The organism is Paenibacillus sp. PvR098, assembly GCF_017833255.1.
Taxonomy (GTDB): Bacteria; Bacillota; Bacilli; order Paenibacillales; family NBRC-103111; genus Paenibacillus_G.
Genome location: NZ_JAFIBU010000001.1, coordinates 3,197,663 through 3,223,811, shown reverse-complemented (window position 1 = coordinate 3,223,811; position 26,149 = coordinate 3,197,663). Strand labels below are relative to the sequence as shown.

General features: G+C 45.7%; 25 protein-coding genes. 19 read left to right on the top strand and 6 right to left on the bottom strand.

Features of this window, described 5'->3' with window-relative positions:
* Together JOE45_RS15995 and JOE45_RS15990 are read left to right on the top strand one after the other, a co-directional pair.
* Entirely contained in the window at positions 1-1,284 is a 1,284-nt protein-coding gene (locus JOE45_RS15995; RefSeq protein WP_210019301.1) for an adenylosuccinate synthase, read from the top strand.
* Between the two features lie 153 nt (positions 1,285-1,437).
* Complete coding sequence (locus JOE45_RS15990; RefSeq protein WP_210019302.1) at positions 1,438-2,082, top strand: hypothetical protein; 645 nt, start codon at positions 1,438-1,440, stop codon at positions 2,080-2,082.
* Between the two features lie 95 nt (positions 2,083-2,177).
* Here JOE45_RS15990 and JOE45_RS15985 read toward each other — a convergent pair whose 3' ends face one another.
* The gene (locus JOE45_RS15985) at positions 2,178-2,438 is read right to left on the bottom strand and encodes a hypothetical protein (RefSeq protein ID WP_210019303.1); all 261 of its coding nucleotides are present in this window, start codon (positions 2,436-2,438) and stop codon (positions 2,178-2,180) included.
* A gap of 234 nt (positions 2,439-2,672) precedes the next feature.
* Here JOE45_RS15985 and JOE45_RS15980 point away from each other — a divergent pair, with 234 nt between their 5' ends.
* The 6 genes from JOE45_RS15980 to JOE45_RS15955 all read left to right on the top strand — a co-directional run bounded on the left by JOE45_RS15980 (position 2,673) and on the right by JOE45_RS15955 (position 9,857).
* A complete protein-coding gene (locus JOE45_RS15980) occupies positions 2,673-4,244 on the top strand; it encodes a LysM peptidoglycan-binding domain-containing M23 family metallopeptidase (RefSeq protein WP_210019304.1) in 1,572 nt (523 codons plus the stop codon).
* A gap of 152 nt (positions 4,245-4,396) precedes the next feature.
* Positions 4,397-5,131: a response regulator YycF gene (gene yycF, locus JOE45_RS15975; protein WP_210019305.1), complete on the top strand. Its 735-nt coding sequence runs from the start codon at positions 4,397-4,399 to the stop codon at positions 5,129-5,131.
* A 15-nt stretch (positions 5,132-5,146) separates the two neighbouring features.
* Positions 5,147-6,997: a cell wall metabolism sensor histidine kinase WalK gene (gene walK / locus JOE45_RS15970; RefSeq protein ID WP_210019306.1), complete on the top strand. Its 1,851-nt coding sequence runs from the start codon at positions 5,147-5,149 to the stop codon at positions 6,995-6,997.
* Positions 6,994-8,280 (top strand): YycH family regulatory protein, encoded by a 1,287-nt coding sequence (locus tag JOE45_RS15965; RefSeq protein ID WP_210019307.1) that lies wholly within the window; start codon positions 6,994-6,996, stop codon positions 8,278-8,280. The genes walK and JOE45_RS15965 overlap by 4 nt, the downstream gene beginning before the upstream one ends.
* A 13-nt stretch (positions 8,281-8,293) precedes the next feature.
* Entirely contained in the window at positions 8,294-9,034 is a 741-nt protein-coding gene (gene yycI, locus JOE45_RS15960; RefSeq protein WP_210019308.1) for a two-component system regulatory protein YycI, read from the top strand.
* Between the two features lie 19 nt (positions 9,035-9,053).
* Positions 9,054-9,857 (top strand): MBL fold metallo-hydrolase, encoded by an 804-nt coding sequence (locus tag JOE45_RS15955; protein WP_210019309.1) that lies wholly within the window; start codon positions 9,054-9,056, stop codon positions 9,855-9,857.
* A gap of 9 nt (positions 9,858-9,866) precedes the next feature.
* Here JOE45_RS15955 and JOE45_RS15950 read toward each other — a convergent pair whose 3' ends face one another.
* Positions 9,867-10,088: a hypothetical protein gene (locus JOE45_RS15950; protein WP_210019310.1), complete on the bottom strand. Its 222-nt coding sequence runs from the start codon at positions 10,086-10,088 to the stop codon at positions 9,867-9,869.
* 224 nt (positions 10,089-10,312) lie between these two features.
* On the opposite strand from JOE45_RS15950, the gene JOE45_RS15945 reads away from it, so the two are divergent.
* The 3 genes from JOE45_RS15945 (at position 10,313) to rlmH (ending at position 12,412) form a co-directional block, all read left to right on the top strand.
* Positions 10,313-11,533 carry a S1C family serine protease gene (locus tag JOE45_RS15945; RefSeq protein ID WP_210019311.1) on the top strand — a complete coding sequence of 407 codons (1,221 nt, stop codon included), beginning with the start codon at positions 10,313-10,315 and terminating at the stop codon, positions 11,531-11,533.
* A gap of 132 nt (positions 11,534-11,665) precedes the next feature.
* Positions 11,666-11,833 carry a CxxH/CxxC protein gene (locus JOE45_RS15940; RefSeq protein WP_210019312.1) on the top strand — a complete coding sequence of 56 codons (168 nt, stop codon included), beginning with the start codon at positions 11,666-11,668 and terminating at the stop codon, positions 11,831-11,833.
* A 99-nt stretch (positions 11,834-11,932) separates the two neighbouring features.
* Positions 11,933-12,412, top strand: a complete 480-nt coding sequence (rlmH, locus tag JOE45_RS15935) for a 23S rRNA (pseudouridine(1915)-N(3))-methyltransferase RlmH (protein WP_210023271.1) — start codon at positions 11,933-11,935, stop codon at positions 12,410-12,412.
* A gap of 132 nt (positions 12,413-12,544) precedes the next feature.
* Here the strand turns inward: rlmH and JOE45_RS15930 are convergent, their stop codons facing one another.
* Both JOE45_RS15930 and JOE45_RS15925 read right to left on the bottom strand, forming a co-directional pair.
* Positions 12,545-13,615, bottom strand: coding sequence for a HigA family addiction module antitoxin (locus tag JOE45_RS15930; RefSeq protein ID WP_210019313.1), 1,071 nt, complete (start codon positions 13,613-13,615; stop codon positions 12,545-12,547).
* The gene (locus JOE45_RS15925; protein WP_210019314.1) at positions 13,605-13,937 is read right to left on the bottom strand and encodes a type II toxin-antitoxin system RelE/ParE family toxin; all 333 of its coding nucleotides are present in this window, start codon (positions 13,935-13,937) and stop codon (positions 13,605-13,607) included. The genes JOE45_RS15930 and JOE45_RS15925 overlap by 11 nt, the downstream gene beginning before the upstream one ends.
* A gap of 107 nt (positions 13,938-14,044) precedes the next feature.
* Here JOE45_RS15925 and JOE45_RS15920 point away from each other — a divergent pair, with 107 nt between their 5' ends.
* The 8 genes from JOE45_RS15920 (at position 14,045) to JOE45_RS15885 (ending at position 23,318) form a co-directional block, all read left to right on the top strand.
* Positions 14,045-15,085, top strand: coding sequence for a 3'-5' exonuclease (locus JOE45_RS15920; protein WP_210019315.1), 1,041 nt, complete (start codon positions 14,045-14,047; stop codon positions 15,083-15,085).
* A gap of 14 nt (positions 15,086-15,099) precedes the next feature.
* Positions 15,100-16,830 (top strand): hypothetical protein, encoded by a 1,731-nt coding sequence (locus JOE45_RS15915; RefSeq protein WP_210019316.1) that lies wholly within the window; start codon positions 15,100-15,102, stop codon positions 16,828-16,830.
* 360 nt (positions 16,831-17,190) lie between these two features.
* Complete coding sequence (locus JOE45_RS15910) at positions 17,191-17,673, top strand: DUF2975 domain-containing protein (protein ID WP_210019317.1); 483 nt, start codon at positions 17,191-17,193, stop codon at positions 17,671-17,673.
* 10 nt (positions 17,674-17,683) lie between these two features.
* The gene (locus JOE45_RS15905) at positions 17,684-17,905 is read left to right on the top strand and encodes a helix-turn-helix domain-containing protein (protein ID WP_210019318.1); all 222 of its coding nucleotides are present in this window, start codon (positions 17,684-17,686) and stop codon (positions 17,903-17,905) included.
* Between the two features lie 28 nt (positions 17,906-17,933).
* On the top strand, positions 17,934-19,181 hold the full coding sequence (locus JOE45_RS15900; RefSeq protein ID WP_210019319.1) for a DUF4153 domain-containing protein: 1,248 nt from the start codon (positions 17,934-17,936) through the stop codon (positions 19,179-19,181).
* 488 nt (positions 19,182-19,669) lie between these two features.
* Positions 19,670-20,866, top strand: coding sequence for a ParM/StbA family protein (locus JOE45_RS15895; protein WP_210019320.1), 1,197 nt, complete (start codon positions 19,670-19,672; stop codon positions 20,864-20,866).
* A 46-nt stretch (positions 20,867-20,912) separates the two neighbouring features.
* Entirely contained in the window at positions 20,913-21,383 is a 471-nt protein-coding gene (locus tag JOE45_RS15890; protein ID WP_210019321.1) for a hypothetical protein, read from the top strand.
* 570 nt (positions 21,384-21,953) lie between these two features.
* Positions 21,954-23,318 carry a sodium-dependent transporter gene (locus JOE45_RS15885; protein ID WP_210019322.1) on the top strand — a complete coding sequence of 455 codons (1,365 nt, stop codon included), beginning with the start codon at positions 21,954-21,956 and terminating at the stop codon, positions 23,316-23,318.
* A 156-nt stretch (positions 23,319-23,474) separates the two neighbouring features.
* Here JOE45_RS15885 and JOE45_RS15880 read toward each other — a convergent pair whose 3' ends face one another.
* A complete protein-coding gene (locus JOE45_RS15880; protein ID WP_210019323.1) occupies positions 23,475-24,677 on the bottom strand; it encodes a hydroxyacid-oxoacid transhydrogenase in 1,203 nt (400 codons plus the stop codon).
* Positions 24,678-24,729: 52 nt separating this feature from the next.
* On the bottom strand, positions 24,730-26,148 hold the full coding sequence (locus JOE45_RS15875; protein WP_210019324.1) for an aldehyde dehydrogenase family protein: 1,419 nt from the start codon (positions 26,146-26,148) through the stop codon (positions 24,730-24,732).
* Position 26,149 lies beyond the last annotated feature (1 nt).

Genomic DNA, 26,149 nt, shown 5'->3' with positions numbered 1-26,149 from the left:
ATGTCAACGGTAGTAGTTGTCGGAACCCAATGGGGAGACGAAGGTAAAGGGAAGATTACCGACTTTCTGGCAGAGTCTGCAGAAGTTGTTGCTCGTTATCAAGGAGGCAACAATGCAGGACATACGATTCTTATTAATGATAAAAAGTATAAGCTTACGATGATTCCATCGGGCATTTTTTATGAAGATAAAATTTGTATCATCGGTAATGGTATGGTCATCAATCCAGGAGCACTGCTCGAAGAAATTCGCTACATTAACGAAAACGGCTTTACGACGAACAATCTGCGCATCAGTGACCGGGCCCACGTTATTATGCCTTATCACCTTCTGCTGGACGGTTTAGAGGAAGAGCGTAAGGGCGACAACAAGATCGGAACGACCCGTAAGGGGATCGGTCCTTGCTACATGGATAAAGCCGCTCGTAACGGAATTCGCATCGCTGATTTGATGGATGCGGAGGAGTTTGAACGGAAGGTTCGTCAGATGGTCGAAGAGAAAAACGTATTGATCGAACAAGTGTACGGATCCAAAGGTCTCGATGCCGATTCGATCATTGAGGAATATCTCGAATATGCGGAGAAAATCCGCCCTTACGTCACGGATACATCGGTTGTTCTCAATGATCTGATCGATGATGGCAAGAAGGTGCTGTTCGAGGGCGCACAGGGTGTCATGCTGGATATCGACCAAGGAACGTATCCTTATGTTACATCTTCAAATCCTTCTGCGGGCGGCGTTTGTATCGGATCCGGTGTGGGTCCGTCCAAAATTCAGCAAATCATCGGTGTAGCCAAATCCTACACAACGCGTGTCGGAGATGGTCCGTTCCCAACAGAACAACAGAATGAAACCGGTGACTGGATTCGTGAACGCGGCAATGAGTATGGTACGGTTACCGGAAGACCGCGCCGCGTCGGCTGGTTCGATAGTGTCGTTGTCCGCCATGCCCGCCGGGTGAGTGGGATTACTGGCTTGTCTTTGAACTCGCTTGATGTGCTGGCCGGTCTGGACAAAGTGAAGATTTGTACGGCCTATAAATACCGCGGTGAAATCATCGAGCATTATCCGGCCAGCTTGAAGATGTTGGCTGAATGCGAAGCGGTGTATGAGGAGCTGCCGGGCTGGACCGAGGATTTGTCCAACGTTCGCAAGCTTGAGGATTTGCCGGAGAACGCAAGACGGTACATTGAGCGAGTGTCCGAGCTGACTGGGATTCCGATTGCGATTTTCTCCGTTGGGCGTAACCGTGAGCAAACCAACCTGGTGAAGCCAATTTACTAATTCTAATCATGATATGAAAAAGAGGGCCCTGTTCTCCTGATGAAGGAGTGCAGGGCTTTTTGCATATATGCATCTCATAGCCCGGTTGATTTCCCAGAAAAAGGTCAATACTGAGAATAGACCAACAAGGACCGATGGGAGATGGGCAGAGCCATGAAATGGATGAGCTGGATGCTGAAGCTGGGCATCAGCGCGGTGGTCACCTCTTTATGTTGTGTGGTGATGACTTTCCTCGCCGTGAATGCGTATGTGAATGTATTGTTGGACCAATATCAGATTCAGCGTCCGGGAAATCAAAAGATGGAGTGGAGCCGATTTGTGAACCGGTTTACTGCACAATTAGGCATAGGAATGAATGAGGAGGAGGACAAAAAAACAAAAGACCTGGCTGTTTCTGCTAAAGAAAGCCCGTCCACCTCCTCCGCGACCGGAACGAATAAAAGCGGGGGCGGAAGCCCGGGCAGCCAAGACCTTGTTGACCCTTATCGGGTTCCAGAGGACGCGGTGGCCGTCTGGAACCGGCAATCGGAACAGGCTGAATTGCCGGAGGAAGAGAGAAGGGTTGTCGTTTCAAGCGAAGAATTTGCTGAGAAGAAGGAGCAATTGTCTGAGGAGAACAAGGCGAAGATTTTTTCTATCCTCATCTCCCGGTTACCTCAAGAGGAAATGCAGAGGATTTCAGTCATTATGGAGGATGGAATTACCGCAGCAGAGCTGAAAGAGCTGCAGCAGCTGTTTCAAGCCCATTTAAAGCCGGGGGAATATCAGCAGCTGCAATCTCTGATTGGAGCGCCCTGAGCCTAGTTTTGGGGCGTTTGGTGTGATATGAGAAGCATATATAGTATAGCGAAAAACTGGCCTGATGAACGGTAAGGCCAGTTTTGTTCTTCGAGTTAGAATGAACATTCCCCGCCATAGCGACTGATTGTGTCCATCGCTTGTCTCCGCCTTGACGATTCCACAAGAACCTGCAGCTTGCCGCAAGCCTCCATGGACGCGCTCCTCACCTCGTTTAGTGTCATAACAGGCAGATCACTTACGGGGGCCGGAGCAGCCGGTTCCAGCTTGAGATTGATGACGCCTTGCTTCCGAAGTGCCTCCGCGGCATGCTCCATATCGCTCCGGTTAGGGAAAGCCGCTATGATATTTTCCATAGTTTTACTTCACACTCCTGTCAGATTTTCCTCCGAAAATGAGAGATCATATGCGGTTTGGTTGAAATTGATAGATTGGTTATGGTAAATTTATTAAGTAGTTTGGGCACTTTGGTTATTATCCCTATTTTTAGGTGTTTTTATGTGCAGTAGTCCCAAGAAAGCAGTAGGTTCGTGCTGTACGGCACGGCTGGCTTTCCAATGCGGCAAAAAACGGCTTAAAAGGAGAAGAAGATGACAGTTTTCAAGATTATGGATCAATTCAAGGGCCTGCTGAAAAAGCTTCGAAATTCTGGGGCTCAGAATGGATCCGACAGCTTGGCTGAGGGCTTAAGGATCGAACCGGTGACAAAGGAACAAGGAACAACCGCACTTATCCAAATCAAAAATCGTATGATTGAACATAAATGGCTAGTGATCAAGTCCGTATCCACATTAGGTTTAATTGCTGTTGTAGCCTGGAGCGGGAATCAGTACGTCCAAGCGAACATGAAGGATATCTATCATGTATATGCGAATGGCGACTCAGTCGGAACCGTTTCGGATCCGGCGATGGTGGAGCAGTTCAAGCAGCAGAAGCGGGAGCAGCTGGCAAGCAACGGTAAGGACATCCGCATGGTCGTGCAGGAACCGAGGCTCGAATTGACCACGGATCGGGTTTTTGGAACAAAGGCAGACGATCAAGCCGTTCTTCAGCAGTTGGATCGTTATTTTTCGGCTTATCCTGTAGGGGTACAGCTATTGGTGGATGGTAAGCCGGTAGGCATCGTGAAGGACCAGGCGACCGCCAAGCAAATCCTGGAGCAGATTAAAGCGAACGCCATTGCTTCCATACAGCAGAAGAAAGAGCCAGGGAAGGTTGGCATATTGTCGGCAGCTCCTGAAAGCAGCGTTCCGGTTGAGACGGAGCTGCAAAAAGCGGATTTTGTGCAGAATGTGGAAATGAAGGAGTTACAAATCGAGCCAGACCAGCTCATGAAGCCGGACGAGCTTCTGAATAAGCTGGAGAAGGGCAATGTGCAGCCTACGAAATATACGGTGGAAGACGGTGACTGCGTATCATGCATCGCCAAGAAGCTGAATATTCCGAAGCAGGTCATTTATCAGAATAACCCTTGGATCTCTAACGACATGATCAAAGTCGGCGAACAGCTTGACCTCACCGTTCTGCAGCCGGCACTGTCCGTGCGGACGGTAGAGAAGGTTGTGGAAAATCAGGAGATTCAATACGAAACGGAATACAAACAGGACGATAGTTTGCGTCTCGGTGAGACGCAGGTGCTTGCCGAAGGTAAGCAAGGCTTGAAGAAAGTGACCCTCCAGCTGACTAAGGTAAACGGGCTAATGGAGGAAGAGAGCGTGTTAAGCGAAGAAATCGTCCAGCAGCCTGTGAAGGCCGTCGTGAAGAGAGGAACCAAGGTTGTACGTGGGGAAGGTTCGGGTAAGTTCGCATGGCCGGTCGTTTCCGCTTCGATTTCCAGCACATACGGTATGCGTTGGGGCGCTTTCCATAAAGGGATTGATTTGACAGGGAACCGCAATATCCTCGCATCCGATAATGGCAAGGTTGAGTTTGCAGGCGTGAAGGACGGATACGGGAAATTGGTCATTATCGATCATATGAATGGATACCGTACGTTGTATGCGCATCTAAGCAAGGTTGAAACGACCAATGGTGCCATCGTGGAGAAAGGCGAAAAGATCGGAACGATGGGCAGCACCGGGGATTCCACTGGAGTGCATCTGCACTTTGAAATTTTGCGCGATCAATCGCCGCAAAATCCTCTTAAATTTTTAAACCGCTAAGCTGGCGATCGGCACGTAGATGATGGGACATGGAGAAAGCAGGGCAGTACGCCCAGCGTCTCCATGTCTCTTTTTACTTCAAGTTGTGGTAAAATAGGTGAATAGCTTCCCATGAACAGCTGTTAGTCTTTGACAGGCGGTGAAGGAACGAAATGGCGAAAATTCTCGTTGTAGACGACGAACAACCGATTGCGGATATATTGAAATTTAACTTGGAAAAAGAAGGGCACGAGGTAATCTGCGCTTATGATGGCGGAGCGGCAGTCGAATTGGCTTATGCTGAGGAACCGGATTTAATCCTGCTGGATCTGATGCTGCCGGTGAAGGACGGCATGGACGTGTGCCGTGAGGTAAGGGTAAAGCTGAATACGCCGATCATCATGCTGACGGCCAAGGATAATGAGATTGATAAGGTGCTGGGCCTTGAGCTCGGAGCCGACGATTATGTGACGAAGCCTTTTGGTACGCGCGAGCTGCTCGCCCGGGTGAAGGCGCATCTGCGAAGGCAGACGAAGGCGGCGGTAGCTCCTGCGGCTCAGTCCCAGGAGGAGGAGCAGCCTCGGCAAGGCTTCCGAATTCTCAGCTTGTTCATCGACACAGATATGTATGTGGTCTATAAGGACGGCGTACCGCTCGATCTCACTCACCGGGAATTTGAATTGGTGCAGTATATGGCCAAGAACAGCGGAAAGGTCATGACGCGAGAGCACCTGCTTCAAGCCGTGTGGGGCTTCGAATATTTCGGGGATGTACGTACGGTGGACGTGACGATCCGCCGGCTTAGGGAGAAGCTCGAGGACGATCCGAGCCGTCCGGAATATATTATCACCCGGCGGGGGCTCGGCTACATGATGCGCAATCCGAAAACAAACGCTGGCAGTTATTAGGCAGGGGCGGTACTGATGCAAAAAGGACGCATCCGTTTTTTTCAATCGATTCAAGCCAAGCTGATAATTATTTACGTGTTGCTGATTCTGATTGCGATGCAGCTCATCGGCGTTTATTTCATTCGAACGCTGGAAGGCTCGCTCAAAAGCGATTTTATGGATAATCGCAATAAGCAGGCGCAGCTGCTCGCTCAGTATGCGGAGACGTATTTAAGTGAAAGCCAAGATAACAAGAACACCGAAACCACGAAGAGATCGTATGCGGACTTGAACGAGTTCGTCAACCGATTGTTTGTCATCAGCAATGCGGAAATTCAGGTGATTGATGCGGGCGGCGTGGTCCTCACCACCTCGTTGATGACGAATCAATCGGTGGTGGGCAACAAAAATACGCAAACCGAGGTCACACGGGCGCTGCAGGGCATTAAGGATAACCAGCGCATGTTTACGGATTTTGACGGAGTGCGTAAGGTGGTCATCGCTAAACCGATCGGATCCGGGGTCAGGGTGCTCGGTGCGGTGTATATCATCGCTTCGATGGAAGAGGTATACGATACGATGAACCGGATCAACCGTTTCTTCATATCGGGTACGCTCATTGCGCTTGCGCTTACGGCGCTGCTTGGTGTCATTTTGTCGGCGACGATTACGAAACCGATTAAGGCGATTACGAGGCAGGCTACGGCGGTTGCGGAGGGGCGGTTTGATTTTGAAGAGCAGGTTCGGGTCATGGGACAAGACGAGATCGGTCAGCTCGGGACCACATTCAATATCATGGTGGAACGGCTTCGGGAAGCCTTATCGCTGAACGAAGAGGAGAAGGAGAAGCTGGCCTCGATATTATCCAACATGAACGACGGATTGATCGCGACGGATGACCATGGGCGTGTGATTGTGATCAACCGAAGAGCCAAGCAAATCTTGAAGGTGAATGAGGATACGACGCTGGGCATGCACCTTGGAGAGTTGCTGAGCCTGACTCCGGAGACAGCTCACATCAAGGAAGAGAACGGTGACCGGTTGATGATGCTGCAGTTATACCATGAACCGGAGGAGGAGCCGCTGTTCGTGCGCGTGACGTTCACCACGATTTACAGTAAAGGAAAAGGCGCAGCCGGAACGATTGCCGTCCTGCAGGATGTAACCGAACAGGAGAAGCTTGAGCAGTCACGCCGGGAGTTCGTGGCAAATGTATCTCACGAGCTAAGAACGCCGCTGACGACGATTAAAAGCTATCTGGAAGCCTTGGAGGACGGAGCGATTGAGGAGCCGCAGTTGGCGACCAAGTTCGTAGGCGTGGCGCGTAACGAGACTGAGCGGATGATTCGGCTCGTAACCGACCTGCTGCAGCTGTCCCGTCTCGATTCGAAACAGGCCATTATCAGCAAGGAAACGACGGATGTGGCTGAAATGCTGGAGGAAGTGGCGGATCGATTTTCTTTTCAGCTGGAGCAGCGGTCGATTGCTGTTGATTTGGAAGTGGAGCCTGGTGTTGGCGAGATTATGCTCGATCGGGATCGCATTGATCAGGTACTGGATAATCTCGTATCGAATGCGATTAAATATACGGCTGACGAAGGGCACATCCGCATTCATGCTACAAGACCGGCTCCGGCAGTACTGGAAATCTCTGTGCAAGATAATGGCATAGGGATACCGCGTAAAGATTTAAGCCGAATTTTTGAGCGTTTTTACCGGGTCGATAAGGCCCGGTCGCGCAGCATGGGTGGTACGGGTCTTGGTTTATCGATTGCCCGGGAAATAGTAAAAGCCCACGGCGGAACGATTCATTTGGATTCGGAGCTCGACCAGGGGACGCGGGTCACGTTCACACTCTCGTACCAACAGGAGGAGACGACCGGATGATAGAGCAGATGAAGACGGCTGCGCTGACGTTGTTGATCATGATGAGTCTGCTGCAAAGCTATTTACTTGCGTACAGCTACCCGAAATTTGACCCGCTTACTCCTCCGGACGAATATGTGAAGACCGATATGCTGGGCGATCAGGTATCGATGGAGGAAATGTTATTTTCAGACCAACTGGTACTGCACCTTGGCAATGGACAGCATACGGTGCTCCATCCGAATACGCAGCAGTATAACGATGTGTTGGATAATGTAAAGCAGCGTTTTTTAGAGGGGTTCCGTAAGACGAATGTGATACAGCTGGGCATAAACTGGGATGAAGTAAGCAGCAAGCACCAGGGAGTAGAAATCCGTTTTCGCGACGGTCTGCCTATGACTGTCCTTCAACGTGTGATGCAGCTTAAAGGAGATTTGATCGGTGAAAGCGACCTGATTACGCGGATATGGATTTTTGCCAAGGATGCGAACGAGGTTAGCACGATCTTGTTTACCGATACGCCGAACACATTGTATGAGGTGACGAGGGCGGATTTTACGGTGAAGGATATTGAGCGCTTTGTGACTGTCGCCCCTAACTTTATTCCGTACCGCAAGGTGGCCGCCGGTGATTATTATTTGCCGACGCAGCCGCTGCCGATGATAGGCTATCAAATGGGCTTTACTCAATTCACAGTAGATCAGCTGAAGCGCACGTTTTTTGTTGACCCGACGGTTACAAGGAATTTGACGGAGCGGGACGGTTCGGAGATTTATACCGATGGCAAAAGAGGACTGCAGCTCAAAAATGAGCAGCACTGGATGACGTATTCAGACCCCGTAGCGCCTGCGGAGAGCAGAATGGATATTCTTGATAATCTGCTTGCTGCGGTGCAATTCATCAACCAGCATGGGGGATGGAACGGAACGTATGCGGTGCAAAAGGTGCCTCAGCAGCTCATAACAAGCAATCAGCCGTTTATTTTTCGTCAGTATTATGAATCGTATCCGATCATCAGCATGGGCAATAAAAATATCGGTTTTATGAAGATTTCGCTGCAAAAAGGGATTGTAGCGAGCTATGAACGCTCGATCATGACGCCTGATCCGGAGGGGGTCACCCGGAAAGAGGCGCAGCTTGCCGGCGGTGAGGATTTAGTGCAGAAACTTGCGAAGTTCACTGCCGATAAGCAGGTATATTCGCTATTTCCTGCGTATCGACCCGTCGTAGGGGAGCAAACAATAGAGCTGGTTCCGGCGTGGGCCGTGGAGCTTCGTGACGGTACGTATGAGTTTTTAGAATAAGGGGGTACGACGGATGGATTGGGGCCGGGCCAAGACGATATTGATTATGTCCTTTTTGCTGCTCAATATAGTGCTGGGCGTCCAGCTCTGGTCCAGCCGTGCCGACATTCTTGAACTGGAGGCGAACCCGAGCGGAACGGCTGAGGAGCTTCAGCGGCTGGTGAAAAGCAAAAATATTCAAGTGCCAGCAGACATCCCGAAGGATCTGCCGAGGCTTAAGGAAATCGTTGTGAAATTCGACGAAAAGCTGACGCCGGAGGAGACGATTCCGCTTAGAACACCTTTTAAATTTGATCCTCTGATCAATAAGGGATCCTTCAAGGATGTGCTAGGTCGGACCGGGATTGCGCATGTCGGAGCGTACCAGTTCGATCCGATGACAAGCCTTGGGGGGACGTATGTGTTCCACCAGCTGTACCGCTCACTGCCCATGTTCGAGGTCCAGTTGGAGCTGATTGAGCATAACGGGCAGGTGACATCCTATCGGCAGGGCTACGTGGAGGTGCAGTCCGAAGATGACCAGAAGGAGCAAAAGGTCATTTCGCCCTATATAGCACTTCGCAGCATGATTGAGAATTATTTGCCGCCTGGTTCGGTCATTACGGGCGTGAGGCTGGGGTATCATGGGCAGGTGTACAATTCACAGACGATGTACATGGTACCGTCTTGGCGTGTGTCGCTCGCTAACGGGGAATTTTATTTTGTTCATGCGTTTAACGGTGCGGTGGAGGAGCCACAGCAAAACAATAAGTAAGCGGTTGGGAGTTATGGGGATGGGAATGCGGTTTTGTATGCTTGGCAGTGGTTCCACGGGGAACGCTATGGTAGTGGCTACAGAGGAAGGCAAGGTGCTGGTTGACGCGGGGCTGAGCGGCAAGAAGGTGGAGCAGCTTCTGAAGGAGCGGGGAATGTCCCCGCAAGAGCTGGATGCCATTCTAGTGACGCACGAGCACGCGGATCATATTAAGGGTCTTGGGGCGATTGCCCGCAAGTACGATTTGCCGATCTATGCCAATGAAAAAACGTGGGAAGCGCTCGATAAGCAGATTGGCAAGATTGCCGAAGCGAACAAATGCGTCATGCAAACAGGGGAAATACGCGAATTCGGTTCGCTGCAGGTTGAATCGTATGGCATTTCGCACGATGCGGCGGAACCGGTAGGCTACTGCTTTTACCATGAGGAAGAAAAGTTGAGCTTAGCAACCGATCTTGGCTACATGAGCTCGAAGGTGAAGGAGAAAATTCAGGATAGCGACGTGCTGATCCTGGAATCCAATCACGATACCGAGATGCTTCGAGTGGGCCGGTATCCTTGGAATATTAAACGGCGCATTTTGAGCGACGTAGGACACTTATCGAACGAAGCGGCAGGCACCGGACTGGTAGATGTGATGACATCGAAAACCAAACGGGTTTATCTCGCTCACTTGAGCCGCGACCACAATCTGATGGATTTGGCCAGGCTAACTGTGAATAGTATGGTAGAGGAGCGGCTCGCACCGGATGATCACCGGGCAAAGCTGATGGATACGTATCACGATCGCTCTACAGCTTGGGATTTGCTCAATGAGGAGTAGCTATTGGTGTCATTCATGAAACAAATCTGACATAACAGCTGCCTCATCTTGAACTTCCAAAGCCTGCGTTTTGACGGATAGTTCTTCCGCGGTGAGCATCCCTTTTTCCATGAGCAGTTCGATGACGGCGCTGAGCAGGAGGGAGTGCTGGTAGTGGTCTTCCTTCAAATCGGCTAGTTTGCCGATCAGTGCAATTTCTTCGAGATGAGAATGGATACGGTTGCTAGTCATAGGGCATAACCTCTTTTATTCAGGAATGGGAATGGTTAACTCATGTTCTTATTCTAGTCTAGTGTTTAGAATAATATTCCTATTTTTTTAGTTTCTCAGACTGCGAGTTTTTAAGGTAAAATAGAAGGGCAGAGAATGAGGAGATTCGGCTTGGATATTGCTGGGGTAGGTCTGGGATTCGATGCATTCCCATGTATTCATGGGGAAATAAGGGGGCGGCTGCGGTGAGTTTGTTTGACGACGACGATTTCTATTCAACGAAGATGTCACACAAGGAAGCATTGCGTCTCTCCGCGGGTCGTTTGCCCACGCGATGGCCTTGGCTGCTCCCTGCTACCGTCGGGGCAGTGGTACTGGCTGTGCTGTTTTTATTTTTTGGCGGCGGATCGTCGGACGATATGGCGCAGCCGCAAGCGTTGGCGGCCTTTGCTCCAGCACCGGGAATGGCCGATGTCGAAGATCAGAGCGACCGGGAAATGAGCGATACTGTTGTAGGCGCGGCGGAGAGGATATCTCCTACCGTAGTGAGTATCTTCGGAACCCGCCGCGAAGGGGACAAGGAACGTGGAGGGTCCATGGGTCTTGGTTCTGGCGTGATTTTTGACCGGGCAGGCGATAAAGTACGCATCGTGACGAACAATCACGTGGTGGATGGATTTACGAAGCTCGATATTATGACCATTACAGGCGAGAAGCGCGAGGCGGCCCTGGTCGGCAGCGATCAGATCACCGACTTGGCGGTCCTGGAGATCGATGGAAGCGGGATTAAGCAGGTGGCGGAGTTCGGCGATTCCGACGCGCTGCGGGCAGGGGAGACGGCCATCGCGGTAGGTAATCCGCTTGGACTCGGCTATGCCCCAACCGTGACGAAGGGCATTATTAGCTGGCCGAAGCGGACGATCCCGGTATCTTTAGGCAGGGAAGGCGAGTTTGATTGGGAGATGGAAGTCATTCAGACGGATGCCGCGATCAATCAAGGCAACAGCGGTGGCGCGCTTGTCAATCTGGCAGGCAAGGTCGTTGGTATTAATACGATGAAGGTTGCCGATATGGGTGTAGAAGGACTCGGCTTTGCCATCCCGATCAATCAGGCGAAAACAGTGATCCAAGCGCTGGTTACGGACCAAAAGGTGAAGCGACCCTACATAGGCGTAGTCACTCAAGATCTCCATTTGTTTGCCGAAGCGGATAACTTGAAAATCCCATCGGATATTAAGCGGGGCGTCATCGTATTGGAGGTCATCGGACCGGCCAAGGAAGCGGGACTCAGAAGCGGTGACGTGATTGTAGAGCTCGACGGTAAATCGGTAGAGGGAACGCTGGCCCTGCGCAAATACATTTATGGTCATAAGCGGATAGGCGATGAGTTGAATGTGACCTTCTACCGGGGGGCTAAGAAGAGCACGCTGCCGCTGAAGCTGGAAGAATTACAGCAAGAACGATGAATGTTGAGCTAGGGTTATCGACTTGTTAGAGCTGCATGCTTTGGGGTAAACTAGAACATATAACGTGATCATTTGTCTGATAGCATTCACGGCTGTGCGGGTTTGTGGGCAAAGAGAAAAAGGGGTCTTACGATGTACGTGGTTTGTAAGGAACATTTGGAGCTGGCGATTGATATGTTCGTTGATGAGTATGAGGATGCGCCGGACATTGTCGATCTGGAGGAAGTCCATTTTACGGATTGGACGGCTCCTGCGCATTGCGAGCGTTGTGCCGAGCCGGGACGGTTTTTAGTGGTATAGATGAAAGTGGCATAGGCCGAAGATCATGTCGGAGGGGGCTCGCTTAGGTTAAGCGGCCTTCTTTTTTATTTGTTGCATCATAAGGAGGAAGGATACGCGTTGAATATTCAAATTATTACTGTTGGCAAGTTAAAGGAATCATACTTAGTGCAGGGCATCGCGGAGTATGTAAAACGCCTTGGCCCTTATGCCAAGTTGCAGATGGTCGAGGTGCCTGACGAGAAGGCGCCAGAGTCCATGAGCGCCGCGGAGGAGGCGCAGGTGAAGCAGCGCGAAGGTGAGCGCATTCTTGCGCAGCTGCGCAGCGACGCCCATGTCGTGGCGCTCGCTATCGACGGACGGCCGTTTTCGAGCGAGGAGCTCGCGAGGCACGTGGAGGACCTGGCCACGTACGGGCGCAGCAGTGTAGCTTTCGTGATCGGCGGTTCGCTTGGACTCTCGCCTGAGGTATTAGCGCGTGCTGACCTGAAGCTTTCGTTCGGGCGGATGACGCTGCCCCACCAGCTTATGCGTCTTGTGCTGGTAGAGCAAGTGTATCGGGCTTTTAAGATTATACGGAGGGAACCGTATCACAAGTGAGGCGAAGTTTTTGGCCTTACATTCTTGCCGGGAGCGGAAGTTGCCCCGGTGAAGAGGGTGTGAGACCACTTAGGGATCGTTTTAAATAAGTGGTCTCATACTCGTTAGAGGTGAGATTTTGAAATGAAGATCCTAATTTACCCTTCTTCTAAAATCTCGATATGATAAATCACTATATGAAATGTAACCATCTTTCATTAATCTGCCAACCATGATTCCAGGGTGTATGCCCTGAATTTCGCAAAACTTTCTGAGTTCTGCTTTGTTTTTGTAATTTTCGTGTTTGACAAATTCCGTGTAGGAATAATTATCAACTAGGGTGTTTAATGCAAATTGATCTGCTTCGGTCTCCCATTTATTGATTTCTTCCTGTTCAATGTCAATAAAAATAGTGCTCTTCTTGTGTTGTAAGACATGACCTAGTTCGTGAAAAAACGTAAACCAAAAGATATCTTCATATGAGCCTTTTAGGCTTAATGCCACTAGTGCTCTGTTGTTAGGTAACCATTTAGTTGCTCCATTGATATGGGTTTTTGAGATGTGAGGAATAATCACTACAGCCACACCGAATGAAGCACATATCGTTATAAGCTCGGTCGCGGATGCCTTTAATGGACGAGTAGTTAGACGTTTTAATGTGGGCAATGATTCGATTAACTTACTTCTATCGTATTGCTCAGCGTCAATCTCTCTAGCCTGATTTTCAGCTTTTGTAATCCATGTGGCTAATGCATACTCTTCGGCTGAAAATTTTTCTGATTTTCTAAAAGCTACAGCATGAATATTTGGTACACAGTCAAGGGAGGCAACTCTAAAAAACGAGCGCAAATATTTTATCTTTTCAACAGGGTGTTTAGTCGAAGGTACCCAGCCCATTTTGGATATTTCATTATAGGGTATCAAATCTAAAAGGTAAGTCTCTTCTTCTATTTCAGGAAGTGCCTTCAGTCTAGTTTGTGTCTCTTGATAAATTTGCTCGAGATTCATCCAAAACTGTGCTGGAAAATTTAGAACAGATTCTAATTTTATTGCAAAATCGTGAGTTAAGGATACCGTACCCTTTATGACATTGTTTACATGTTTTGGTGTGCAACCAAGTCGTATTGCAAGTTCTTTTTGGCTCATTTGAATATCATCTAATATTTCTTGTAATGTTTCTCCCGGTGGGATCGCTATTCCGGGTTGAAAATCTTTAGTTTCCATGGTAGTCCGTCACCTCCATAATAGTGACCACCGTTACAATCGATAAATCAAGCTTCGCAAAGTCCGTGTACTCTGGATACTCGGGTTTTATTATTAATCGGTAATTTGCACTAACACTTATTGCGATACATTTATCATATTCACCAGTTAACATGTGTGGCTTACCTAATCCTGTATTAAGAAGTTGCCGAACTGATTCATAAGCCTTGATTTGGACTAACCTACGCGCTATTGCTCTTGCTAATTCTCCATACTCTCTGCGGAGTAACTTTTCACTTTCGTAGAACTCCTTTTGAGTGTCGTTTTCAAAACGTATCTCCACACTGATATTCTCCCCTAAAGAAAAATAATTAACCGTTTTGGTTAATAATATGGTATCATAATTTTGATAATAAGGCTACATTTGTTTTATGAGAGGGGGAACAAAGAATGTTTGAGCATAGCGAAGTTACGGATAGAAGATGGTTAATTCGTGAAGACGAATTAGATGATGAGCAATATAAAATAAGAATGCTAAAAATGGATAACTATCTGATAGAGGGTTGTGCAGGTAGCGGCAAAACAATACTAGCTCTACAAAAAGCCAAGGAAATTCAAGATTCAGGTGCCGGTACCTATTTAATAATTATTTATACAGTTACACTGCGAGCGTTCATAAAAGATGGTATAACACATTTAGGCTTAGATCCAGATCGCGTCTGTAATTATCATCAATTGGAGAAGCTTGGATATGAAAGCGCCGATTATATAATTGTTGATGAGATTCAAGATTTCACCAAAGAGCAAATAAAAAAAATGGTGGGTATGGCTAATAAAAATTTTTTATTTTTCGGAGATGATGCACAACAACTTTATTCCCACAAAGGCTGTTTGAATCTGGCTAAGGTAAAAGCTATAACTTCCATTAAGGATTCAAACCATAAAAAATTAGTGAAGAATTATAGGTTACCAAAATCAGTTGCTGAATTCGCAATCCATCTCAAAAGTGACGACAAAGATTTGGTGGGGAGATGTGTCAAAAAAGGAGGGGAAAAACCGCTAGTCATACATGGAACAAGTTTTTATGAAGAGCTTAGATATATCAAAGAAGTTATTGAAAGAGAAGGATGGCTTGATGTAGCAATTTTATTTCAAAATAACGATAAAGTTAAAGATGCGTTTGAGTTTTACAAACAAATTGGATTTGCCATAGAAGCAAAATATAATAGAGGAAAACAATCAGTAAACAAACTTGATTTTTATACTGCAAAGCCAAAAGTTATGACGTACCATAGCTCAAAAGGGCTTCAGTTTGAACATGTATTTCTGCCTTCATGCGAAGTTGATACTAATGCCTACAATCTTAAGGATGCACTCTATGTGGCGATCACCCGGGCTAGCGATAATCTATTTATCTTATATACAGATAACTTATCCCCTCACATTAAAAATATTTCCAACGACTATTATGACATACATGAAATAAACTAATGAGGAGAAAAATAATGAGATTATTTTATCCAACAACATCTTTAAATTTTAATGACATGCTGGCTACAGAAAGTATTTCTCCCAAAAGTTTTTATGATATTAGAGGATTCGGGACAAAGAGACACTTTGAGACAGAGATGTCCATAAGCCCAGATTACTTAACTTTTTTCTCAACACCACCAAGATTTAAATTGATTTCTAATCAAGAGTCGGAATACGATGAATATCCAATAATCTTAGAATTAGAATTAACAGATTGCGAACATTATCACAGAATTAATGATGAAATATATATTTATCCCAAGACAGTATATTTTGACGAAAAAACGGTTAAATTCAGGTTCTTTGATGAACTACACGTTAAGAAGGTTCTTGCTAAGAGTAAGATCGTTGAAGAAGTAAAAACAGTACATAAATATCGAAATAACTTTATCTTGATTACAGAAAACATATTAAAAGAATATATTATTGATAACTTAGAAGTTGACCCGTCGAATATTGAAGTTGTAAGGAAACAAGTAGCAAACGACAGACTATACAATAAAATAAAAGGCCTACTTTATGCTTTCCTTTATAAATATTATTCATCACTTGAAGATTCCGATGTAAACGAACTAGTCGAATATATTGACAAGGCTATTTCTCTTGCTCACAAGCTCCCTTTTCCATACTCTAATTTTATTGAAGATGGTCTTAAATTGGTCGGAAAGTACGTTTGGTCAGCACCTAAGATACATAACTATGATTTTAGTTTAATCCGTCACTTAACTAACAACAGGACTATAGAGTTTAATCATATTGAAGTCATATCAGCCATTGAGCTCAAAATATACGAAAGTATCACTAATCGATTAATTGATAAAGGGAATAACTTAGAATTAGAACTTAAAAAAGAAGACTTAATAAATATAAGAATGATTGTTCAAGAAAATGCACCAGATTTAATGGCACAATATAATGCCGATATTAATATTATCAATGAAAGATTATTTAACAGAAATTATCAGGTTGATATTAATTCAATAAACTCACTTGTACTAAAAAGCTTCTTGTTATTCTTATTAAAGAATAGAAATATAGAAGAGCTAGAATTGTTAATAAGTCAGCATGGATTGAGATACAATTTTCTCATCTATGGTTTTATTGGAACAAGCTCAGGTTTTTCTGGATTAAGTCGTATTATTACCAATGAATTATATAGAAATGAGCAATTAGTTGAAGTAATAGACAAGCAATTAGCTGAAATAAGGGCTTTAATATGTGATAGATTCCCAGTAAGTTATATAAACAACAAATCACCAAATATTGAAGAGGATCTCTATAACGGTGATCTTTTCACTGTGGATGATAATTCGTTGGATAGTTATGATGAGTCGAAAATAACAAAGGGATTAATTGATCAAATTCAGAGAATAAGGCAATCAAAAGTGCTCAATAGCTTTTTAAAGGTCAAAGATATAACACTTGAGAATACAATAAAAGTGAATTTTTCCAATGAAGCAAACAATGTGCTGATAAGGTTAATTGATAACGATACAACAGTTTATTTAGTAACGCTTAAAAGTATTGGAAATGTTAAAAAAGATGAATTGACAAAATTCAAAAATTATCTTGTTAAATTAGGATACAACAAATCTGTTAGTCAAGGAAAATTTCCTGTTTTTTACTTTTCTAAAAGTGATAAGAGCGAGTTAACAATAGCTGAAAAGAAAAATCTACTAAGTAGTCTAAACTTATTGATTTAAGCCAGTGGTAAAAAGCAGAAGATTGATTTGATATTCTGCTTTACTGATTTAGCGCTCTATCTAAATGGGATATACAGATTATTGTGAGTGGGATATAAGGCGTAAAACGTATGATGCATTCTTTGCTCGCTAAAATTAACAGGAATTCTGCTCTCTTAAATTTCGCCTTCTTGATGATATGCTGAACCGTATCATAAATGAGGCGAAAACATCGATCATAAGCGTGCTCCAAACCCTCCGGCCTAGGCGGAGGGTCTTTTTTTGGGATAAAAATATAATCTTAAACAGTAATTATTTATTGTAAAACGATAAATACGGTGATACAATCAAATTAACACTAAATAAGTTGAGGTGCTTTTTGTGAAACGGGGAACTACACTCTTTTTAAAGATAGCTGTAATTTTTATTGGAATACCAGTTCTGGCTTTGTGCATATTTTTGGTTCCTGAGATCGGAAAGTATACGGCGGAACTGTACCCAGACATGGCTTATCTGAAATATCTCGCTTTTATCGATTTGTATGCAACGGTAATCCCTTTTTACTTTGCGCTGTATCAAGCCTTTAAACTTTTAAGCTATATTGACAAGAACACAGCTTTCTCGGAATTATCCGTAAGAGCTTTAAGGAATATAAAATACTGCGCTGTCACAATCGGTACCTTGTATGTATTAGGCATGCCGCTCTTTTATCTCCTGGCAGAGGGAGACGATGCCCCAGGTATCATCGTAATTGGATTGATCATGATTTTTGCTTCCATGGTGATTGCAGTCTTTGCTGCTGTCCTTCAAAAGCTTCTCAAAGAAGCCATAGATATTAAAACAGAAAATGATTTAACGGTCTGAGGTGAATGACATGGCGATTATCATCAATATTGATGTGATGCTGGCAAAAAGGAAAATGAGCGTCACAGAGCTCTCGGATAGGGTTGGCATAACGATGGCCAATCTCTCCATATTGAAAAACGGAAAGGCCAAAGCAATTCGAGTATCAACGCTGGAGGCGATTTGCAAGGCGTTAGAATGTCAGCCTGGAGATCTTTTGGAATATAAAAGTGACGAAGACAGTCAAGCCTAACATAGTTTGGTTAAACGGAGGCATAGCCATGGGTATGAACCATCTGATTATTATGGAAAATATGACGAACCCGCATGAGCTGGAGAGTATGTTTCGAAAAGAACCCGAAGCTTTTAAAAAGGCACTCTCAGAAGCCTGGGAACAAAACCCTGATTCGCCTGTTCTTGCGGTTTGGTATGAAAGATTGCATTTCAATGAGCGTGCAAATACAGAAAACGCTCCCTTGCTTCAAAAAGATTCCTTATTTATGGGCTTTTGGGCCATTTTGGCCGGGATCTGCACCAGGATCCTTTTTCATTTTGTCGAACAGCAAGCGATAGCCCCAATTAATCTTGTTTTTGGAATACTTCCCTTTATTGCCGCCTATTTTGTATACCATAATCCCCCAAAAAAAATTATTCTTTATACCCTTGTATCGTTATTCCTAATTTCCGGACTTTATCTGAATATGCTGCCGCTAGAGCATAAAGACAGTATTATCCTGGTTTATCTGCACCTTCCCATCTTCCTGTGGGTATTATTGGGGCTTGCGTTTACAGGAAATGAATATGGCACAGGCAGCACAAGATTAGCCTATCTGAAATTTAATGGGGAATTTTGCATACTATACGCCAGCATGGCAATTAGCGGAATGCTGCTAACAGGATTAACCATGCGGCTATTTACCTTTGTCGGGATGGATATATCTGAATTCTATTTTAAAAATGTCGTTTTATTTGGCGCTGCCGCTCTCGCTATTGTGGCTGCATACCTGGTGACAAGGAACCTTAAACTTGCTAAAAATATTGCACCCTATATAGCCAAAATTTTTAGTCCTCTTGTACTGGCCACCTTGTTGATCTATCTGATAACGGTTTTTTGGGTCGGAAAAAATCCATTCCTGGACCGCAATTTCCTCCTGTCCTTCAACGGAGTACTCCTAAGTGTATTGGTCGTGACCATATTCTCCATTACCGAAAGCGGCACAGACGAGAAAAAGCATATTTCCGATTATATAAATTTTGCCTTGATTGTTCTTGCTCTTATCATTGATAGTGTGGCTGTATCAGCTATAGTGTTCAGGCTTTCTTCTTATGGGATTACACCCAACCGGCTTGCTGGTTTAGGTCTAAACCTACTGATCTGGGCCCATTTGATTTGGATTATGCTTTCCTATTTGCCTTTTCTACGAAACAAAACCGGGCCTACAACCATCCACGTTGCCGTTACGAAGTATTTGCCGGCTTACGGACTTTGGGCAGCATTCGTTACATTTGCTTTTCCTTTCATGTTTTAAAGGCTTTGTTAAAGAATCGGGGGGCGCCATACATTGAGGGTGACCTTAAAACTTTCGCCTACTTATGATACGGTGAACCGTATCATAAGTAGGCGAAATTTTTGACATTAACCGCTTGATATGAAACTAGTATATTCTTGGCTCGGAATAAATTTATTAGGAACTACACAATATGACAAATTCCCCATATTCCTTTTGATATGATTCAGATAGGCACTTTTTTACCCATAAGAGGTCGGTATAGGGAGAAATATTCATTAAAGGAGTTTTTTGAAACGAAAGAGTTGAATAATTCGATTGCCTTTGTCGTAAATTGGCGATGAAAGAGCCTTAAGCCCTTTATATTTCAACGTTGACCCAATACTATAACACCTTTTAGCATGAAAACACTGTTTACTCCATTTATGAGTCTATTAGTGGATTGTTAAATAACACCGTGTATGGCAAAGTAATACTGTACCCATTTTACATAATAGGAGGAAGACTTCATGAATTATCATTTTTTCGTAGGTAATGATAACGGAAATAGCGAACATGATCTAATCATAGACGGCAAGTTGATCCAGCAGCCGAATGTCAATTGTTCGGTGGACGAGCTTCCGTGGAGCGAGGAACAGGCGCCCGAGAGTTTCATAAAGAACCTGCAGGAACAGTTAGTTGTGACCGTCGATTCTCCGGCTGCCCGCCCAGGAATGTATTATGTCGGTAAATTTGCTCTGGAAAGCGGAGAAATTTTGGATAATTTGCAGATCGGCATCGATATGAAATGCGATATGGATTTACCGGTTGTGAATACGTTGGCTCAAATTGCCGCAGTAGCGGTGCAAAAGGCGTACGAGGAAGAGAAAAAGGTACCAGATCACATCGATGTCGAAGTGGATATGGCCACGGCTTTGCCGGTTACCCAGCATACGGATGAAACTTCAGCAAAGTTTGAGAAACGGTTTACTACTGGCTTCCACCATGTCACGGTACATCTTGGTATCCATCGGGTGGCGGTCAAAATCGTTTTTCCATTCACAAAAGTAATTCCGGAAGCAACACCCGTAATCTTCACACTCCAGAAGGATTCTGATGGAAATTGGAGAGAAGGGGAAATATTTCAAGAGTTCATCGAAAACTATGAATTTGATAAGAAGTTCAACGGCAATTATTTCAAAGATAAACGCATTCTTCACGTGGACATCGGTGATGGGTCTACTGAATATCCGATCACTGAGGGAAATAAGTTTTTGCGCCAATTTGTCCATGGCAGCCACCATGGAACAGGCTATGCTATCGAGGAAGCCCTGGATGAATTCAACAGGCTGATTCATCTGCACGACAGCCCGCGGCAATTTTTCAGCGATGTCATTAAGAGTCCCAAGCATAAGTATCATGCTCGGGCCATTAAAACGCTGAAAAGGCCTATGGAAAGCCAAGTAAGGCAAATCGTGCAGAATGTCAAACGACAGCTGACCAAAGCACGGAATGAGATCGACCTGATCTGTGTCTATGGAGGGGGCAGTATTTCGATGCGTTCCCTCCTTTATCCGCCGCTGGAGGAGCTGTGTGTGGAACGGGAAATGCAGCTTTTGTATATACCGGCCGACTATGCGGTTCAGATGAATGCCATGGGGCTGGATTCCTTTGTTCGTGGAAAGATCTACGAGGCCCTGAAAAATAAAGCGGTACAGCCTGTCTAAGGGCACGGTCTGTGGTTAATCCAAGGTATACCGGAAGGTGGCACGCGTGAAAAAGACGAAACAACCCGGCGACAACATCAGTTTGAAAACAAAAAAAACAGAAGATCCTTCAGTGATGAATTGGATCAATGCACAAACGAATTTGATGGATTCATTGCGGTACCTAATCGAGCACGAAATTCTTCATAATGGGGTTCGCAATCTGCAGACTTTTATACCGGTAGAAAGAAACGTGTTGGGATCGGTTCCACCTCTGCAGGAAGGACCCATGAACACTCCCCAATCAAATGAGCTGCTTCCTAACGCGACGGTTGTTCTCGTCGACGGAATGCGGGAAATACGTGAGGGGAGAGAAGAAGCCTCTGCTGGACAGTCCGTTCAACGGGAGGAGCCGGAACGGCCGAACCTGTCTATGCCTCAGAAAGAGACGAGACAACCCGAGGTATCTACACGCCCCATGACCGAACTGAATGCTGATGATGAAATCGATGATGAGGATATTGAATCATGGGTTTAATCGGAAACACTTTGAAAAGCAGGATTTATATTAAAACGACAAGAGACCCATTAAGTAATACTATATATCACTTAAAAATACCAAGTATTACTTAGTATTACACACCATTAGGTATTACTTTATAATACAAAGTAATACTAAATAATTTCCGTAACAATTAATAGCGCTATGAAGCTATATTTGCAAGTTATTAAAAGTTCATAAGGCAATAAGGCATACCTTTCGTATTATTAGGTCAATCAGAGTTTACTGGTTGGCCTTTATTACTGGCGGTTATATGCTGGCGGTAGCCGGGAGAACGTGACAGCCCTGGGAGTTGATCCCGTACTAAAACAGTTCTTTCCGAGAAAAGAAACCTAGCATTAGCACGGAGCCTAGACGTTCACATCAAATCGCACTTTAATCTTCTCTAAAATGGTATATCGAAACGCAATACGGTAAATCGTATTATAAGTAACGGAAAAATTTTGAAAAGAACTTTGCAGAAGCTGCTAATTATTCCCGCATAGACAGAAGTTACAATTCGTTTTATGCTAGTTTAGCATAACTATAAAGAACAGGAGACACATCATGAGAAAGATACCAGCATCCCAGTCATCTCCTAAGGCAGGGGTAAGCGAACGTTTTACTTCCACAGGGTTTATTTTGGCGGCAATCGGAAGCTCAGTAGGGTTAGGGAATATGTGGAAATTCCCTTACATTACAGGACAATACGGCGGCGCCGCTTTTTTCTTATTGTTTATCATTTGTTTAATTGTAGCAGGACTGCCGATTTTGCTCGCAGAGTTGACGATTGGCCGCGGCGGAAGGGGCAATGCATCCACCTCCTTGTTTAACCTGTCCGGAAAAAAATACTGGGGTATACTCGGACTGCTCCCCGTGATTACGGCTTTTCTGGTTATGTGCTACTATGCAGTGGTGGTGGGATGGACACTGCATTATACGGTAGAATCGTTTACCGGCTTACTGTTTCAACCGGGGGTCGACTATAAAGAGAAGTTCGTGTCCTTTGCCGGCGGGTATATGCCGCTGTTTTGGCAGGCTGTTGTCATGCTGCTTACCGGCTGGATTTTGGCCAAAGGCATTTCCGGCGGAATTGAAAAATTTAATAAGGTTTTGATTCCAGGCTTTTTGATTATTTTGCTTATTCTTATGGTTCGTTCTCTAACGCTTCCGGGTGCAGGGGAGGGGGTAAGCTTTTTCCTAAAACCCGATTTCACAAAACTTAATGCAGAATCGGCGCTAGTGGCAATGGGGCATGCCTTCTTCTCCCTATCACTCGGATTTGGCTGTATGCTCACTTATGGGTCTTATGTTGAGAAAAAGCAATCCTTGGGTGCTGCCACGCTAGCCGTTGGATTCGGCGATTTGATTTACGCGTTTATTGCAGGCTTAGTTATTTTTCCTACCGTGTTCTCCTATGGGCTTAAGCCCGGTGAAGGTGTAGGACTGGTCTTTATGGCACTGCCCGCTGCATTTTCGCAAATGCCGTTTGGATTTTTCTTTGGAGGCTTATTCTTCCTGCTGCTTGCTATTGCTGCGCTAACCTCTGCGGTCTCTATTTTAGAAGTGCCTGTAGCGTACGTTATGCACAAATGGAAGTTGAGCCGAAAAAAAGCTTCCGTGTATACATCGATCCTCTGTTTTTTAGTGGGCATTCCGTCAGCCCTTTCCGTTGCGGGAATCCTGAACCCCTTCCAAGTCGGGGGCAAAACGATTTTCGATTTGTTCGATTTTGCTACTTCCTATGTATTGATGCCGCTTGGCGGTCTTATCGTTACATTATTTACTGGGTATGCATGGAAACGTGCCGGTGAGGAAGCGGGACTGTCCGGCTTCTGGTATAAGCTATGGATGTTCTTGCTTCGAGTCGTGTGTCCGGTACTGATTGTGCTCATTTTCCTGTATTCAGTAGGGCTGATTTCTTTAAAATAGAAATGCTTTAAGTGTAAGGAAACTGCGCTTTTATTAAAAAATAATAAGTAAAAGAGGCCTGACGTAGTGTCAAGCCTCTTTTACGTGAACAAAAAGATGGGAAACAGGTACACTGTTCCTCATCTTTCACAGCAGCCTCTTACACTTCAGGCTCTATTACAAAGCTTTGCGAAGCAGCTCCTCAAATCCTTTTTGTGTAGGAACCCTTGGATTATTCCGGACAAGACGAGCGATAGTTAAAGCGGTTTGAGCGATATGCGGAATGTCTTCCTCGCGGATACCGATCTCGGATAGCTTTGTAGGCAGACCGATCGCGCGTAAGGTGTTCAATACCGCCAAGGATGCTTTTTCCGCGATCTCCCGGTCAGTCAATCCATCCACATTCATATTAAATGCTCTTGCGATGTTGGCCATTTTATAAGGCTCTACATCTCCGTTAAAATCCATGACGTAAGGCAGAAGGAGCCCTGTCACTTCGCCGTGAGGAGATTTGACCAGACCGCCGATCGGATAAGCCAGTGCATGTGCTGAAGCTGTCCCTGCATTCGAGAAAGCCAATCCGGCGAGCAAGCTGCCGAGAAGCATATTGGACCTAGCTTCCACGTTGCTTCCTTGCTGTACGGCGACGGTTAAATTGTTTGCAATGAGGCGAATGGCTTCCATGGCAAGCGCATCGCTGATCGGGATGGATCCTTGAAACAAGATACTGCCTTCCGCTTGAATATACTTATGATTTTTGGCTGTGTAGGCCTCAACCGCATGAGATAACGCATCGATACCGGCACAGGCCGTTACGTAAGCAGGAAGCCCCAGTGTTAATTCAGGATCTAACAAAGCGACAGCTGGACGAAGGTAATTGTCGGAGACGCCTACCTTAAGATTTTTTTCCGTATCGGTAAGTACAGCGACAGAGGTGACTTCGGAGCCTGTTCCTGCTGTTGTTGGGATAGCCACCAAAGGAGCAATTGGTCCTGGAACCAGATTCTCCCCGACATAATCCAGCGGATGTCCGCCGTGAGCCATCAATAAGGCGACCACTTTTGCCAAATCGATGCTGCTGCCTCCGCCCAAAGCGATAACGGCATCGGGGTTCAATTGGTCCTTGGCGAATGCGAAGCATTCCAATACCGAGCTTACCGGAGGTTCCGGTACCGCTTTGTCATACACAACGATCGTATAACCGGCATCCTGCAAAATAGTAACCACTTTATCGGCGATGCCCGCTTGCTTGATTCCCGGATCGGTAACCAATAGAACGCGGCTCGCTTTAAGGCGTTTAAGAACTTTATCCAACTCACGAATGGCGCCATTACCAAATACAATTTGTTCTGTAGAAAAATATTCCCATACGTTTCTCATGTCCATTACCCCATTATCTATAAGATATAATCATGATAATCCACGCTAATTATTACATATGAATAACGACAATTTTCTCATCCGTCATTTCTTGAACCGCATGGTGAGGGCCTTCTTTTCCGGTCCCGCTGTCCTTCACGCCGCCATAAGGCATGACATCCGCGCGATAAGTAGAAACGTCATTGATGATGACACCACCGAACTCCAGTTCGTGAGCCGCGCGCATCGCCAATTGAAGATCATTGGTGAAGAATCCGGCTTGAAGCCCGAAGCGGGAATCATTAACCTGCCGGAATGCATCGTCAATGTCCTCATATGGCACTATACTGATGACAGGCGCGAACACCTCTTGGCACATTACTTTCATGTCCGGGGTAGTATTCGTAAGGATGGTCGGCTGCAGGACAGCTCCCTCACGCGTGCCTCCGAATGCGATCTTTGCGCCTTGTTCGACGGCTTCCTTAATCCAGGATTCTGCACGAACCGCTTCCTTCTCGGCAATCATCGGGCCGATATCGGTCGAAGGGTCTTTCGGATCGCCGACCTTCAGCTTTTGAGCAACCTGGATGGCTTTGTCTACAAACTCATGAAATACGTCTTGGTGAACATAAACGCGCTGAACCGAGATACAAGCTTGACCTGCATTGGAATAGCCGCGTGTCACGCAAAGCTCAGCTGCTCTTTGCAGATCAGGAGCGTCCCGATGAACAATGTTAGGGGAGTTATTGCCAAGCTCCAATGTCACCTTACGGATCCCGGTCGCACTCTTGATATGACGTCCTACCCCCGGGCTTCCCGTAAAGGTATACATCGCAATGCGCTCATCTTCCAACAAATATTGACCCATCTCCGAACCTAAGCCGTTAACCACATTTAAATAACCCGCAGGAAGTCCGGCTTCCGTTAAGATTTCAGCTAATTTACAAGCAATAAGAGGTGTCATTTCAGCCGGCTTCAAAACGATGGTATTTCCGGCTGCAATGGCTGGTCCTACTTTATGAACAGTCAGGTTGAACGGAAAATTAAAAGGAGTAATCGCACAGATCACGCCTACGGGCACGCGAATGCTGAAGGCCATTTTCTGATCGTTACCGGGCTGACCCAAAGGAATACCCGTACCTGAAATGCGCTTGGCTTCTTCCGCCGAAGCGATGAGCGTTTGGGTACCTCTGTCGATTTCCCCTATCGCGTCCTTCAGTACTTTTCCTACTTCACGCACCATAACGAGAGCCAATTCTTGCTTACGCTCTTGAATAAGGTGTGCTGCTTTCATCAAGATGTCATAACGTTCGGTTGGGCTCAGCTTACGGGAACGGAACGTATCGAGTGCCACACCAACCGCTTTTTTAACCGTCTCCGCAGACGCATTTCCAACGCTAGCCAAGGCTTCACCCGTGTACTTGTCGTAAACCGTAAAGTGTTTCTCATCTTGAATCCATGTTCCGTTAATGTAATGACCGTAAGTTTCCATG